The following is a 14,795-nucleotide window of genomic DNA, read 5'->3' on the forward strand; positions in this document are numbered from 1 at the left end:
GCCCTTTTCTTTAGCGCAGAAATTAATAGTTATAATAACAAGATGGCTAGTAATGAAACTAGCCATCTTACGTTTCTATGTAGTTAAACTGAACGATTTAATAACATAGATTTTATTTGCCCAATCGCTTTGGTCGGATTAAGACCTTTAGGACAAACGCTAACACAGTTCATGATACTGTGACAACGGAACACACTGAACGCATCGTCTAAGTCTGCTAAACGCTCTTCTGTTGCTGTATCTCGGCTATCAGCTAAGAAACGGTAAGCATGAAGAAGGCCTGCAGGACCAATGAACTTGTCTGGATTCCACCAGAACGAAGGACACGATGTTGAACAACATGCACATAAAATACACTCATATAAGCCGTCTAATTTATCACGTTCTTCAATAGACTGAAGACGTTCACCTGCAGCAGGTGTGTCATTAATTAGATAAGGTTTAACTTTTTCGTATTGAGTGTAGAACTGACTCATGTCAATAACAAGGTCACGTACCACTGGTAATCCTGGAAGAGGACGGACTACTATTGTACCTTTACCGTTATTTTGTAACGTAGATAAAGGAGTAATACATGCTAAACCATTCTTACCATTCATGTTAACACCGTCAGAACCACACACGCCTTCACGGCATGAACGACGGAATGAAAGTGAAGGATCTTGCTCTTTTAATAATAAAAGTGCATCCAGAACCATCATGTCGTGACCATCGTCAATTTGCAAGGTGTAATCTTGCATACGCGGTGCGTTGTCAACATCTGGATTGTAACGATAAACTGAAAATTGTACTTGTGCCATCGTCTCGCTCCTAGTATGTACGTGCTTTAGGTGGAAATGCTTCACGCGTCTTAGGCGCGTAGTTTACGTCACGCTTACTCATTTCATCCGTAACAGGATTGTATACTGAGTGACATAACCAGTTCGTGTCATCACGATCTGGGAAGTCGAAACGAGAGTGTGCACCACGGCTTTCTGTACGGAAGTTTGCAGCTACTGCTGTTGAGTAAGCTGTTTCCATTAAGTTATCAAGTTCAAGACATTCGATACGCTGCGTGTTGAAGTCTGACGATTTATCGTCAAGACGAGCATGTTGTAAACGCTCACGAATTTCTTTAAGTTCTTGAAGACCAGTCGCCATTGAATCACCTTCACGGAATACCGAGAAGTTAAGCTGCATACATTGTTGAAGATCTTTCTTAATTTGAACAGGATCTTCACCTTGACCAGCTGTTGAGTTTTCCCAACGGTTATAACGTGCAAGAGACGCTTCTAAGTCTGATTCAGAGGCAGCTTTTGATACTTCAACATCTCTGAGGTATGTACCTAAGAAATTACCTGCAGCACGACCAAACACTACTAAATCAAGTAATGAGTTACCACCTAGACGGTTTGCACCGTGCACAGATACACATGCAATTTCGCCTACAGCAAATAAACCTTCAACTACTTTTTCATCGCCTTGAGCGTTGATTTGAAGCACTTGACCATTCACGTTAGTAGGTACACCACCCATCATATAATGACATGTTGGTATAACTGGAATTGGTTCTTTAGCTGGGTCTACGTGAGCAAATGTTTTTGCAAGGTCACAAACACCAGGAAGGCGTAGGTTAAGTGTCTCTTCACCTAAGTGGTCAAGCTTAAGCTTGATATGAGGACCCCAAGGACCATCACAACCACGGCCTTCACGAATTTCTGTCATCATTGAACGTGCAACAACATCTCGAGAAGCTAAGTCTTTTGCGTTAGGTGCATAACGTTCCATGAAACGCTCGCCATCTTTATTTAAAAGATAACCACCTTCACCACGACAACCTTCAGTTACAAGTGTACCTGCTCCTGCAATACCTGTCGGGTGGAACTGCCACATTTCCATGTCTTGCATAGAAATACCAGCACGTGTAGCCATACCAACACCGTCACCAGTGTTAATGTGAGCATTTGTGGTTGAAGCGTATATACGACCAGCACCACCAGTAGCTAGTACAACCGCCTTTGATTTGAAGTAAGTGATTTCACCTGTTTCAATCTCAATTGCAGTACAACCAACAACATCGCCGTTATCATTTTTAACTAAATCAAGTGCATACCACTCAGAGAATACATTTGTTTTATTTTTAACGTTTTGTTGATAAAGAAGATGTAATAAAGCATGGCCAGTACGGTCAGCTGCTGCTGCAGTACGTGCTGCTTGTTCGCCACCAAAATTCTTTGATTGGCCACCAAAAGGACGCTGGTATACACGGCCATTTTCAAAACGTGAAAATGGTAAACCCATGTTTTCTAATTCAGTAATTGCTTCTGGCCCGGTTTGACACATATACTCGATAGCGTCTTGGTCACCGATAAAATCGGAACCTTTAACGGTATCGTACATATGCCATTCCCAGTTATCTTCGTGTGAATTACCAAGCGCTACTGTAATACCACCTTGAGCGGATACGGTATGTGAACGCGTTGGGAATACTTTCGATATTAGTGCACACGTTTTGCCAGATTCAGTAATAGCCAAGGCAGCGCGCATACCTGCACCACCTGCACCGATTACTACGGCGTCAAATTCACGAACAGAATATTTCACTTAAACACCCCATAATACAATTAGACCAATAGCTACGTAAGCAACGGCCATTAGGTTTAGAACAAACCCTAAAAATGCGCGTAACTTTGAGTTTTTAACATAGTCTGTTAAAACCTGCCAAAGGCCAATGCGGGTATGAACCATAATGCATACTAGGGTTACTAGCGTAAACCCTTTCATAGCTAGGTTAGAGAAGAGGCCTGTCCAGGCTTCGAAAGTGACTTCCGGCGTCGCTAAAAAATAGCCGATAATAAAAATAGCATATGCGCTAATTATTAATGCCGTGGTACGTAAAGATACATAATCTTGTACACCATCACGTTTAAGAGTTGCTTGATTTAAGACCATATCCACACTCCCGCTAACACAGCGAATACAACGCCAAGAGCCATTGCAATTTTAGCGCTTAGGTTACCTGATTCAAGTTCTTCCCAGTGTCCCATATCCATTACCATGTGACGGATACCACCAATAAGGTGATAGCCTAGTACTGAAATAGTGCCCCAAGCTATAAATTTGGCAATGAATCCGTTAAACAGACCCTTGACGAATTCAAAACTTTCAGCTGACGAGAGAGACTCAGACCAAGCCCAAATGACAAACGTTAAAGCAAAAAATAATGCAACACCGGTGACGCGGTGAAAAATTGATGCTTTAGCCGTTGCCGGCATAGATATAGTTGTTAGATCTAGATTTACAGGTCTTTGCTTTTTCACAGTTACTTGCCCATCTTGCTCACATTGGAGCTCATCTACTTGCTTTTCTAAAAACCCACCAAATGTTTCTGGTGGAACTATCAAGATAAACGAATTAAAACATTAAAAGTTCACATTAATGTAAATTTTTTGAATGTAAAAATATCTTTACCCAAATACAATACGGTTTTAAAACCTCCGTTAGTATATATACCCATAAGGCTTTTTACAATTCTTGTTTATTTAGAGATGTTTGCGAATTAGCCAATAGTATAATACATATATGATACAGAATATTTATTATACAAATGTGCATAATGTTTATAAAAATTGACTTTAACCCCCTCTTTCACGTTAAAATGCGTAGATGTGCTTAAAACAGATTTCAGAACTTTAAAAATCTAAAAATCAGAATAGATATCTTAATAGGAGATACATAGCGATGGCAGATAAAAAAGCCACAGTTCATATTGATGGACTTGATCCAATCGAACTTCCAATTTATCAAGGCACTGCTGGCCAAGATGTAATCGACGTACGTACGTTAGGTTCACATGGCCACTTTACCTATGACCCAGGTTTCATGTCGACTGGTTCTTGTGAATCTGCAATCACCTACATTGATGGTGGTAAAGGTGTTTTACTTCACCGCGGTTACCCAATTGAGCAACTTGCTGAAGAATCAGACTATATTGAACTTTGCTACTTACTTCTTAACGGTGAGTTACCATCTAAAGAGCAATATGATGCATTCGCAGAGAAAATTACTCGCAGCACAATGCTAGATCAAAAAATTGCTAATTTCTTCCAAGGTTTCCGCTTTGATGCACATCCAATGGCAATGCTTTGTGGTGTTGTGGGTGCTCTATCTTCTTTTTATCATGAAGATTTAGATATTACTGATGCTGAACAACGCAAAACAAGTGCTATTAGATTAGTTGCTAAATTACCTACAATTGCTGCAATGGCTTATAAAACAAACATTGGCCAGCCTTTTGTGTACCCACGAAATGACCTAAGCTATGCAGAAAACTTCTTACACATGATGTTCTCTGTTCCAGCTGAAGAGTACAAAGTAAACCCGATTACTGCTAAAGCAATGGACAAAATATTCATGCTTCACGCAGACCACGAACAAAATGCTTCTACATCTACAGTTCGCCTTGCTGGTTCTTCGGGCGCGAACCCATATGCGTGTATTTCAGCTGGTATCGCTTCTTTATGGGGCCCTGCTCACGGCGGTGCTAATGAAGCATGTTTAAACATGTTAGAAGAAATTGGCTCAGTTGATCGTATCGATGAATACGTAGCCAAAGCAAAAGATAAGTCAGACCCGTTCCGTCTAATGGGCTTTGGACACCGTGTTTACAAGAACTTTGACCCACGAGCAACAGTAATGCGTCAAACGTGTCACGAAGTATTAGAAGAGCTAAACATTCAAGATCCTCTTCTTGATATTGCAATGAAGCTTGAGCAAATTGCCCTTGAAGACCCATACTTTGTTGAGAAGAAACTATACCCTAACGTAGATTTCTACTCAGGTATTATCTTAAAAGCGATCGGTATTCCAACAAGCATGTTCACTGTAATTTTTGCAATGGCACGTACTGTTGGTTGGATCACTCACTGGGATGAAATGCTTTCTCAGCCTGGTCATAAGATCAGTCGTCCTCGTCAAATGTATACTGGTTATACTGCCCGTGACTACGTATCTGCCGACAAGCGCTAATATTATTTAGCTATGAAAGGCCGCTTTTGCGGCCTTTTTTGTGTTCAATACTTGAGAATTATTATAAACCCATTACAATTTGCGCCTCAAAATGACCATGTTGAAGAGCTATGCCTGCTTTAGAATTTAATATTAATAAAATTAGAAATGACTTTCCTACTTTAAAGCAGCAGATAAATGCTAACCCACTTGTTTATTTAGACTCTGCAGCAACCACTCAAAAACCCCAATCAGTAATAGACGCTATAAACGAATTCTATACCAGCCAAAATTCAAATGTACATCGCGGCCGTCACACATTGAGCGAGCGTGCCACAAGCTTATACGAGCAAGCTCGTGACAAAACAGCCAAGTATTTTAATGTATCAAGTAAAGAAATTGTTTGGACTAAGGGTGCTACAGAGGCAATAAATTTAGTAAGTAATGGTTTACGAAGCCGATTTAACCAAAACGATACTATTATTATCTCAGTATTAGAACATCATGCTAACATTGTGCCTTGGCAAGTTCTTAGTGAGCAAACTGGCGCTAAAATATTAGCACTCCCAGTTAATGATGATGGAACATTAAATATTAAACAATGCTGTGATTTTATTAAGCAGTCAAAACCTAGTATGTTTGCCATTACACAAGCATCTAATATGCTTGGTAATATCACAAATTTAAAGCCTCTTATTACTGCCGCAAAAGAAGTTAATTCACTCGTTTTGATAGATGGCGCTCAAGGCGCAATGCACTTAAAGCCTGATTTACACAACTTAAACTGTGATTTTTACGTGTGCTCAAGCCACAAGATGCTTGGTCCCACAGGTTTAGGTGTACTTTATGGCAAATATCAAGAACTTAATTCTTTAGATGTGTATCAAACTGGCGGGGAAATGATAGATAAGGTGTACCTTACTCATAGTACTTATCGCCCTGCGCCTGCAAAATTTGAAACAGGTACTCCTAATATTTCTGGCGTAGTAGGTTTTTCTGCGGCTTTGGATTATTTAAACGCTCTACAAAACGAACAATTACAAAAGTATGAGAAAAGACTATTTAATTATGCGGCTGAAAAACTGGTAACCATTAAAGGTATTACAATTTACAGTAATCTATCTGATAACACGGGCACCCTAAGTTTTAATTTTAAAGATGAGCATCCTTACGATTTGGCAACATTACTTGACGGTTATGGCGTTGCAGTCAGAGCAGGTCACCATTGTACGCAACCACTTATGACTCATTTAGGAATAAATGGCACCTTAAGAGCCAGCTTTTGTTTTTACAATACCCATGAAGATGTTGACATATTCATCAACTCACTCAAAGAATGTATCGCCTTATTAGATTAAACGTCGCTTTTATATATTTTATTAGGATAACTCATGACAAATACGTTTAAAAAAACCACTGAGTCAATTGAAAAAGCGTCTTCTTGGCAGCAAAAGTATCGTGAAATAATGCTTTTAGGCAAAACTTTACCCGCTTTACCTGATGCTTTAAAAACAGAAGGTTCACTAGTTCCCGGCTGTGAAAGCAAGGTATGGATGTTCGTTGAATTTGATTTAAAAGAAAATACGTTAGTAGTCATTGGTGATTCCGATACACGTATCGTAAAAGGTTTGCTAGCAATTATTTTATCTTTATATAACGGACTGACACCAGAGCAAGTAGTGAAAATAGATGCGTATGAGGAGTTTGATAAGCTAGGTCTTATTAGCCACTTAAGTACATCACGTGGTAACGGAATTAAAGCCATGGTTGATAGAATCCAAACCATGGCACAGCAAAAAATAAGCTAAGTAGTGCTAAACCTGCAAACGCTGCTTTTTATCTAGGTATTTGCGAATAGCTCTCGCTGCTACAAAAAAGCCGAAACTTCCTGTAATCATCGTTGCAGAGCCAAAACCATTATTGCAATCCATATTCATGCTGCCATCTGCACTTTGCTTTGCATGGCATACACTACCATCACTCCCTGGATAAACTAATTGCTCTGTTGAGTAAACGCAATCAACATTAAATTTTCGTTTAGGGTTATTACTAAAGTTATACTGTTTACGTAATATGTAACGCACCTTTGCAAGTAAAGGATCTTGCGTTGTTTTAGCTACATCACCAAATGTAATTTGACTGGGGTCGGTTTGACCACCAGCACCACCAGTGGTAATTATTGGTATTTTATTTCGCTTGCAATGGGCAATCAGTGCTGCTTTTTCTTTAACCGCATCAATGCAATCGATAACATAGTCAAAGCCGTGAATGTGCTCTTTAATATTTTCAAGTGTTATAAAGTCATCAATGACATCAATGTTGCATTCTGGATTTATAAGTTCACAACGCGCTTTCATTGCGTCGACTTTAGCATGACCAATCGTTCCAGATAAGGCATGGATTTGACGGTTTACATTGGTCGCACAAATATCATCAAGATCTATAAGCGTTATTCTACCTAATCCGGTGCGTGCAAGCGCTTCAGCTGCCCAACTTCCCACTCCACCAATGCCAACAACACAAAAGTGAGCCTCTTGAAGCCAATCAAATTGCTGATGACCATATAAACGTTTAATGCCACCAAAGCGGATGTCAGTTATTTTTTCACTCATTTACCAGTCCAGTTCCCATGGCGAACGCCATGCTTGAAAATTATCATGTTGTAACAAGGTTAAAAACGCATCACCGTTACTAGGTAATAGCGTAAATTGTAAGTTCTCACCCTTCCAAGTAAAGCTCAATGCATAAGCATGCAAATATGTTCTATTTGAAGCCGTACCTGAGTAAGCAACATCACCCAATATTGGGGATCCAATGCTTTTTAAGGCAACTCTTAGCTGGTGTGTTTTACCCGAAAAAGGTTTTAAAATAAACGCTCTAAAACCCGCTTTAAAACTAATTGAATAAAAACGGGTAATTGCAGGATTTAAATTAGATGCCAATAGCTTATAGGTACCACGGCGGGACTTGGCCATGTCTCCTTTAACCCAACCTTGCTTTTTTTTAGGTTTAGAGTCTGTAATAGCAAGATAAAATTTATCAATAGAATGTTGTGCAAAAAGCTCAGTAAAAGTTGCTGCAGCGCTTTTATTTCTTGCTAAAATAATTAGACCTGATGTCACTTTATCTAAACGATGAACAGCATAAAGCTTTTGCGATAATTGTTGTTCAGCTAAAACAACAAAGCCAGGCCCCTCTTCAGAATGAAAATTAAGACCCTCTGGCTTTTCTAAAATATAAAAGTCGTTATGTGTATAAACAACTTTTAATATCTTACTTACTTGCTCACTCACACGTTTTTACTTTTAATATGCGCTATAACTTTAGCTAAGTCATCAGGCGTATCTACACCTGCATGAGGGGCTATTTGAGCTTGTTCTATTTTAATTTTATAACCGTGATACAAAACACGTAACTGCTCAAGTGATTCAAGTAATTCTAGTGGTGATACACTCAGCTCTATGTATTGTTTAATAAAACCCGCTCTGTACGCATAAATACCTACATGGCGTTGAAACGGGGCTAAATTAAGGGCAGTGCTATCATCCATCATCGTATTTCTATCAAACGGTATAGTTGCACGAGAGAAATACAGGGCATTTTTATTTATATCGCTAACAACCTTGACTGCATTAGGATTAAATATGTCGTCTTTCTCTTCAATGGCTACGCTTAGTGTAGCCATGGGTGCTGATGATTCATTTAACAACCTGGCTACTTGTAAAACGTTATCGGGAACTAGTAATGGTTCATCACCTTGAACATTTACAACTATGGTATTGCTATCTAAATTTAATAAAGCAACTACCTCCGCTAAGCGCTCGGTTCCCGACTGGTGATCTTCACGCGTCATTACAACATCATTAGTAAACGTACTAACCTCATCAAATACTTTTTGATGATCGGTTGCAATTATCACTTGGCTTGCACCTGATAAACATGCTTTCTCATAAACATGTTGAATCATAGGTTTACCACAAATGTCTGCTAGCGGTTTTCCTGGTAATCTTGTTGAAGCATAGCGCGCAGGTATAACGACTACGAATTCCACTTTTCAACCTCTTCTAACGATAACTCTCTTGCTTCATTTTCAAGTAATACCGGAATATCATCTTTAACAGGGTATGCAAGTTTTGCAGCAGTACTAATTAGTTCACTGTTGTCTTTATCAAAACGTAATTTTCCTTTACATACAGGGCATGCAATTATGTCGAGTAATTTAGTATCAAAGGCCATTTAGGATCCCTTTTTCTTTTAATATTAAAGTTAATTTATTTATTACAGCCTGTGTTGGCTTTGCATCAACTGGTAAATAATACCAATTATCTTTGGCAAACTCGCTACATTTTACGGCGTCTTTTTCGGTCATTAAAACATTGTCGTTACCAAATCGGGTAAAATCTTCGGCAGTGTATGGATGATGATCCCTAAAGTGATTTGAAGATAATAATGTAATCCCCTGTTTTTTTAAGGTGCTTTCAAAACGCTTAGGATTACCTATTGCGCTTACTGCATGGCCATTTGTAATCGATTCACTGACAGGAAAGGAACTTTTTACTGACCTGAGCGCTGCGGGCTCTAATGTGTAGTTATTACTATTCTGCCCACCGTTTTCAACAATCAAGTCTACCGACTTCAAACGTGCAGGAGTTTCTCGTAATGGTCCTGCAGGCATTAGTAACCCATTTCCAAATTGGCGTTCACTATCAACGATACAGCATTCAATAGTCCGTGCCATTTTGTAATGCTGCATACCATCGTCAGAGATAATGATATCTAAATTATAATCACGCGCTAGTAACTCAATATTGCGTTGTCGGTTTGGCCCTATAGCAATTGGGCATTTTAGACGATGAAACAGAAGTTTAGGCTCATCACCCGCCTCAGCAGCTGGCGTATTATCTTTAACAATCAAAGGATAATTACTCGCCTTACCACCATAACCTCGGCTAATAATTCCAACTGACAACCCTTGTTTTATTAAAAAGTCATAAAGCCATAATACAAACGGTGTTTTACCATTTCCACCCACACTAATGTTACCAACAACAATAATAGGTATGTCGCTTTTAAATTGCTTAAATATTCCAAAACGATACATCTGCTTTCTGGTAATCGAAATTAGCCAAAATAAAGCTGACAATGGCAAAAAAAGTAATGTAATAAGTCCAACTGGTTCATACCAGCTTTTTTCGATTTTATTCACGGTTGCTCGCCAAACTGCATTTTACACAACGCTGAATAAGTCCCATCGTTTGAAAGTAAGCTGGTGTGATCGCCACTTTCAATAACACGCCCATTATCGATAACATAAATTTTATCGCTATTTTCAATTGTAGATAATCGATGTGCAATGACGATTGATGTTTTATCTTTCATTAATTCATCAAGCGCATGTTGAATCAGTTTTTCGGACTCTGTATCTAATGCAGATGTTGCCTCATCTAATATTAAAATAGGGGCATCTTTTAAAATAGCTCTGGCTATAGCAATGCGTTGCCGTTGACCACCAGAGAGCATCACTCCGTTTTCACCTACCATCGTATTTAGCTTTTCAGGTAAGTCTTTTACAAACTCCCACACGTGGGCCTGCTTAGCTACCTGTAATAACTCAGCATCTGTAATATCTCGCTTAATTCCATAACATATATTGTTAGCTATAGTGTCGTTAAACAGCACAACCTGTTGCGATACTAGCGCAAATTGGCGTCGCAGATCTGTAAGCTTATAATCATTTAAAGGAATACCATCTAACAGTATTTGACTTGGTAAATCTAAATCATAGTAACGTGGTAATAAATTTGAAATTGTTGATTTACCGGAACCCGAACGCCCAACTAACGCAATACTCTCGCCTGCTTGAATTGTAAGTGTTAAGTTATTTAATACAGGCTCATCTTTTGTGGGATATTTAAAGGTCACATTTTTGACCTCAATTAAACCTTTAGCTTTTGTTACAGATACTGTGCCTGTATCTTTTTCTATATTTTCGTCAAGTATTAAAAATATACTTTGCGCTGCAGAAATACCGCGCTGCATATCACTATTAACGTTAGCTAACTGTTTCAGCGGACGTAGTAACATCATCATCGATGAAATAAGCACAACAAAGTCGCCTGAGCTAATGCTGTCTATCATTGAAGGCATTGATACCACCCACAAAATAACGGCCATGGCGCTCGCTGCAAGTATTTGAATAATTGAAACACTCAATGCCTTTGTAGCATCCATTTTTATACGTTGTTGTCGGTTATGATTGTTAATTTTAGAAAATTGATTAATTTCTCTCTCTTGACCGCCAAAACCATGAATCACTTTATGGCCACTGAGCATTTGCTCTGAGCTTCTTGTTACTTGGCCCATAGCTGATTGTATATTTTTAGAAATATGACGAAAACGCTTAGATACTATTGCAACGATCAGCGCAACTAAAGGAATAATAACTAAAAATATCAGAGATAATTGCCAGCTTGTATAAAACATTACACCAAGCAGAAACACAACAAATGCCCCTTCTCGCACTACAATCAATAATGCTTTGGTTATTGCTTGTTGAACTTGTTCTGTATCAAACGTGATTTTAGAAATTAGGTCACCTGTTGAATTTTTATCGTGAAATGAAACAGGTAGATGTAAAATATGTTCAAATAATTCCTGGCGGAGTGAACGAACAACTTGTGAGCCTACATAGCTTAGGCAATAAGATGACATAAAATTAAAAATACCACGACCAATAACCAAAGCGATTACTACAAAAGGAGCGTATTTTAATACTTCGTTATTTCGCTGATTTAAACCTTCATCAATAAAAGGCTTCATTAATTGAATAAATAAAGCATCCATACCTGAATAGCCAATCATGCCGACAATAGCAACTATTGCCACGCTTTTGTAAGCACCTACGTAAGAAATTAAACGCTTGTAAATTTGTGTAGTACTTTGATCCATAATACTCTCTTTATTCAAATACAGACCCTATTGTATCCTTGCTAGAACTAAAACAAAACGTCAATCTTTTATAAACCAGTAGCTTTGGTAATCTCGTGCTGTAATAACAGTCACAGTCTCTTCGTAAAATTCCACCGTAATTTGCCCTTGTTGCCCAGTGATATACTGAAAGGCATTAATATTTCTATAACGCTCAACAACTTCAGTTTTAGGAAATTGCCACTGCCCTTTGTAAGCACTTGAGTGAATAACAATCTGTGGCATAACTGCAGTAATAAAGTTCTTACTTGATGACGAACTACTACCATGATGAGGACTAAGTAACACTGTACTTTTTAAAATATCGCTAGAGTTTATCAGTTGCGACTCTCTCTTTTTTGAAATATCGCCTGTAAACAGAACACTGTGCTCTTTATCTGAAACCTTTATTACACAAGACTCATCATTTTCATTACCATACAAAGGGGTTGGGAAGCTTTTAATTATTAGCCCAGCCATGTTTACTTCATTTGGAATACAGCCCTTTGAGGGTCCATTAGGGTGAAATTCATTAAATGAAAACTTTAAACCTGCGCCGATAAAATGAGATAAACCACCGGAATGGTCATTATCAAGGTGACTAACTACAGAATGAGTCGCTGCAATATTATTTATATCAATAAAAGGTAACAAAATACTTTTAGCACGGCTAAAACGATTAAAGTAACTAGGTCCAAAATCATAAATAAACCCTTTATCATCTTTTTCAATAAGCGCCATAAGACCGTGCCCAACATCGAAGACATGTAATTTCCATGTAGGCTTATCAGCAAGTAAATAATCAATATAGAGTATGGCTAAAGGTAAAAAAGCGAGCCGCCTATATGGCGAAAAATAAAAAATTAAAAGAGTAAGATAAGCATAAATAATGACACTTAGACCAATAATTCCTATGTTTAGCCAACCAAAACCTGCAGGTAATTTATTTAAACAGGTAAAAATAAAAGCTAAACCACTATCGATAAAAATAATCACCATACTAATATCAAATACGGCACTTATAGCCGTTAATAAAATTAAACAGGGCATTAAAATAAATGAAAGAAATGGGATTGCGACTAAGTTTATGACTAAGCCAGCAACACTCACGCCATTAAAAAAGTAAACAGACAGAGGCAGTAAACCAATAAATAGTGCAGCCTGAATAGTAATTAATGCAAAGAGTACTTTTAGAAATGAATTAGTAGAGAGAGGTATATTTTTAATAACTAAAAAAATAACCACGACTGCAAAAAATGAAAAATATAACCCAGGATTAAGGGTATTGAACGGGTTAACAACGAGTACAATAACAAGCGCAAACAAAATACTGCGCCATCTCATTGGCTGTTTTTGAAAATAATATAGAAGTAAATAACAGCCAAGCATTATTAGTGCACGAGTCGCTGAAACCAAAAAGTTACTTAAATAGACATAAACAAACGCTGATACAAAGCCAATCACACTGTAAGCAATTGAAAAATTCATCGTTTGATTATTAAACAATTTAACGTGAATAAATACCCACTTTGTAATGAAGAAACCAAAACCGAACACCAACCCAATGTGTAAGCCTGAAATAGCAAGTAAATGGCTTAAACCCAGTGATTGCATCAGCTGCTTATCACTCGGTGTCATTAACGTCTTATCCCCTGTTAATAAAGCATAGTAAAGCCAATTCAGTGTTGTATTTTCGTATGTATTTTTAATAAAGCTTTTATAACTTTGAACACTATTTTGCTCTGAAGTACTTTTGATTTTTAACTCTTTATTAAGAACTTTGCCTTTAAAGAAAATTCGCTGCTTAAATGCATACAGTTCGTTGTCAAATACATTAAAGTTCTTATTACTTCTGAATTTTTGTAAATTAACACTTGCCACAAAACGATCATTAGCACGCAATGGGTGATCTAAATTAACGCTTAACATCGCGCTAGGTGCACTCAAATTAGAATAGTATTTTCCATTAATACGCACTAATTTTGCTTTGACATATTGGGGGGCTTTGTTTGAGATGACTTCTTGTATTACAACTTCGACTGGATATGCGTACTTTTCATCATCAATTATATGCTCAAAGTTATAAAAAATATGATAATGCGCTATAACGATACAAATTCCACAAATAAAGCCTAACAATAAAGACAAAAACGGCTTAAAATAAGCGCCTATTATTACAATGGACACTGTAATAATAATAAATTCGAGAGTTTCGTAATAAAACACGGTTGAAATACAGCCAATTACAAAACCAAGACTGATCCACGCTGATGTAAATGGTTGCTTTAAATGGCTAAGAAAACTATCCAAAGATTTTTACCCGATCCGAATAAAATTAGACATCACAAATCGTTAAAAATTTTTGGTAAGCTTTTGCAGGATGCAAATCTTTGGCACTTAAACAGACGTTCTGCTCGAGGAGCCTTTGCGGTTGGTTTATTTTTTGCTTTCATCCCTGTTCCCTTTCAAATGGTTTTAGCCGCAGCGACTGCTATTTTATTTAGAGTAAACTTACCTATCTCAGCAACGCTTGTTTGGCTTACTAATCCGTTAACCATGCCACCTATTTTTTATGGATCTTACCTCGTCGGCACTCTTGTTTTAAATCAGCCAGAGCAACACTTTGCTTTTGAGCTTAACTGGGCTTGGTTTGAGCAGAGTGTCGAAACCATTGGCCCTGCATTCTTAGTTGGCTCACTTGTATGCGCCTCTATAGCATCAATTATAGGCTATTTTGGCATTGATATTTTATGGCGCCGCTCTGTTATAAAGGCAAGAGCTGCACGCAAATAATGACGATTCTTTGAATAGTATAGACGAAAAAAAACCCAGCTAGAAAGCTG

General features: G+C 37.9%; 15 protein-coding genes. 4 read left to right on the top strand and 11 right to left on the bottom strand.

The window, feature by feature from the left end; all coding sequences use genetic code 11:
- Nucleotides 1-83: 83 nt before the first annotated feature.
- From ACFI34_RS00575 to sdhC, 4 genes are read right to left on the bottom strand one after another with little or no spacing between them, the layout of a single operon-like run.
- On the bottom strand, nucleotides 84-800 hold the full coding sequence (locus ACFI34_RS00575) for a succinate dehydrogenase iron-sulfur subunit (RefSeq protein WP_006794722.1): 717 nt from the start codon (nucleotides 798-800) through the stop codon (nucleotides 84-86).
- Nucleotides 801-810: 10 nt separating this feature from the next.
- Nucleotides 811-2,583, bottom strand: a complete 1,773-nt coding sequence (gene sdhA, locus ACFI34_RS00580; protein ID WP_006794723.1) for a succinate dehydrogenase flavoprotein subunit — start codon at nucleotides 2,581-2,583, stop codon at nucleotides 811-813.
- Nucleotides 2,584-2,931 carry a succinate dehydrogenase, hydrophobic membrane anchor protein gene (gene sdhD / locus ACFI34_RS00585; protein ID WP_006794724.1) on the bottom strand — a complete coding sequence of 116 codons (348 nt, stop codon included), beginning with the start codon at nucleotides 2,929-2,931 and terminating at the stop codon, nucleotides 2,584-2,586.
- Entirely contained in the window at nucleotides 2,922-3,299 is a 378-nt protein-coding gene (gene sdhC / locus ACFI34_RS00590; protein WP_074210168.1) for a succinate dehydrogenase, cytochrome b556 subunit, read from the bottom strand. The genes sdhD and sdhC overlap by 10 nt, the downstream gene beginning before the upstream one ends.
- A gap of 421 nt (nucleotides 3,300-3,720) precedes the next feature.
- On the opposite strand from sdhC, the gene ACFI34_RS00595 reads away from it, so the two are divergent.
- The 3 genes from ACFI34_RS00595 (at nucleotide 3,721) to ACFI34_RS00605 (ending at nucleotide 6,794) form a co-directional block, all read left to right on the top strand.
- On the top strand, nucleotides 3,721-5,007 hold the full coding sequence (locus ACFI34_RS00595) for a citrate synthase (RefSeq protein ID WP_008127363.1): 1,287 nt from the start codon (nucleotides 3,721-3,723) through the stop codon (nucleotides 5,005-5,007).
- 110 nt (nucleotides 5,008-5,117) lie between these two features.
- Nucleotides 5,118-6,344, top strand: coding sequence for a SufS family cysteine desulfurase (locus ACFI34_RS00600; protein WP_462672013.1), 1,227 nt, complete (start codon nucleotides 5,118-5,120; stop codon nucleotides 6,342-6,344).
- Nucleotides 6,345-6,377: 33 nt separating this feature from the next.
- On the top strand, nucleotides 6,378-6,794 hold the full coding sequence (locus ACFI34_RS00605) for a SufE family protein (RefSeq protein ID WP_010556431.1): 417 nt from the start codon (nucleotides 6,378-6,380) through the stop codon (nucleotides 6,792-6,794).
- 6 nt (nucleotides 6,795-6,800) lie between these two features.
- Here the strand turns inward: ACFI34_RS00605 and tcdA are convergent, their stop codons facing one another.
- Genes tcdA through ACFI34_RS00640 form a run of 7 tightly spaced genes read right to left on the bottom strand, consistent with a single transcriptional unit; the run spans nucleotide 6,801 to nucleotide 14,262 of the window.
- On the bottom strand, nucleotides 6,801-7,598 hold the full coding sequence (tcdA, locus tag ACFI34_RS00610) for a tRNA cyclic N6-threonylcarbamoyladenosine(37) synthase TcdA (RefSeq protein WP_462672014.1): 798 nt from the start codon (nucleotides 7,596-7,598) through the stop codon (nucleotides 6,801-6,803).
- Nucleotides 7,599-8,279, bottom strand: coding sequence for a TIGR01621 family pseudouridine synthase (locus ACFI34_RS00615; RefSeq protein WP_462672015.1), 681 nt, complete (start codon nucleotides 8,277-8,279; stop codon nucleotides 7,599-7,601).
- Nucleotides 8,276-9,037, bottom strand: a complete 762-nt coding sequence (gene kdsB, locus ACFI34_RS00620; protein ID WP_462672016.1) for a 3-deoxy-manno-octulosonate cytidylyltransferase — start codon at nucleotides 9,035-9,037, stop codon at nucleotides 8,276-8,278. The genes ACFI34_RS00615 and kdsB overlap by 4 nt, the downstream gene beginning before the upstream one ends.
- Nucleotides 9,025-9,222: a Trm112 family protein gene (locus ACFI34_RS00625; RefSeq protein WP_006794732.1), complete on the bottom strand. Its 198-nt coding sequence runs from the start codon at nucleotides 9,220-9,222 to the stop codon at nucleotides 9,025-9,027. The genes kdsB and ACFI34_RS00625 overlap by 13 nt, the downstream gene beginning before the upstream one ends.
- Nucleotides 9,212-10,192, bottom strand: a complete 981-nt coding sequence (gene lpxK, locus ACFI34_RS00630) for a tetraacyldisaccharide 4'-kinase (protein WP_462672017.1) — start codon at nucleotides 10,190-10,192, stop codon at nucleotides 9,212-9,214. The genes ACFI34_RS00625 and lpxK overlap by 11 nt, the downstream gene beginning before the upstream one ends.
- A complete protein-coding gene (gene msbA, locus ACFI34_RS00635; protein ID WP_462672018.1) occupies nucleotides 10,189-11,934 on the bottom strand; it encodes a lipid A export permease/ATP-binding protein MsbA in 1,746 nt (581 codons plus the stop codon). The genes lpxK and msbA overlap by 4 nt, the downstream gene beginning before the upstream one ends.
- 60 nt (nucleotides 11,935-11,994) lie before the next feature.
- Nucleotides 11,995-14,262: a DNA internalization-related competence protein ComEC/Rec2 gene (locus ACFI34_RS00640; protein ID WP_462672019.1), complete on the bottom strand. Its 2,268-nt coding sequence runs from the start codon at nucleotides 14,260-14,262 to the stop codon at nucleotides 11,995-11,997.
- On the opposite strand from ACFI34_RS00640, the gene ACFI34_RS00645 reads away from it, so the two are divergent.
- Nucleotides 14,242-14,745, top strand: a complete 504-nt coding sequence (locus tag ACFI34_RS00645) for a DUF2062 domain-containing protein (RefSeq protein ID WP_462672020.1) — start codon at nucleotides 14,242-14,244, stop codon at nucleotides 14,743-14,745. The two genes, ACFI34_RS00640 and ACFI34_RS00645, sit on opposite strands and share 21 nt — an antisense overlap.
- Nucleotides 14,746-14,795: the final 50 nt, after the last annotated feature.

It is taken from the genome of Pseudoalteromonas sp. PSi26 (assembly GCF_054960575.1).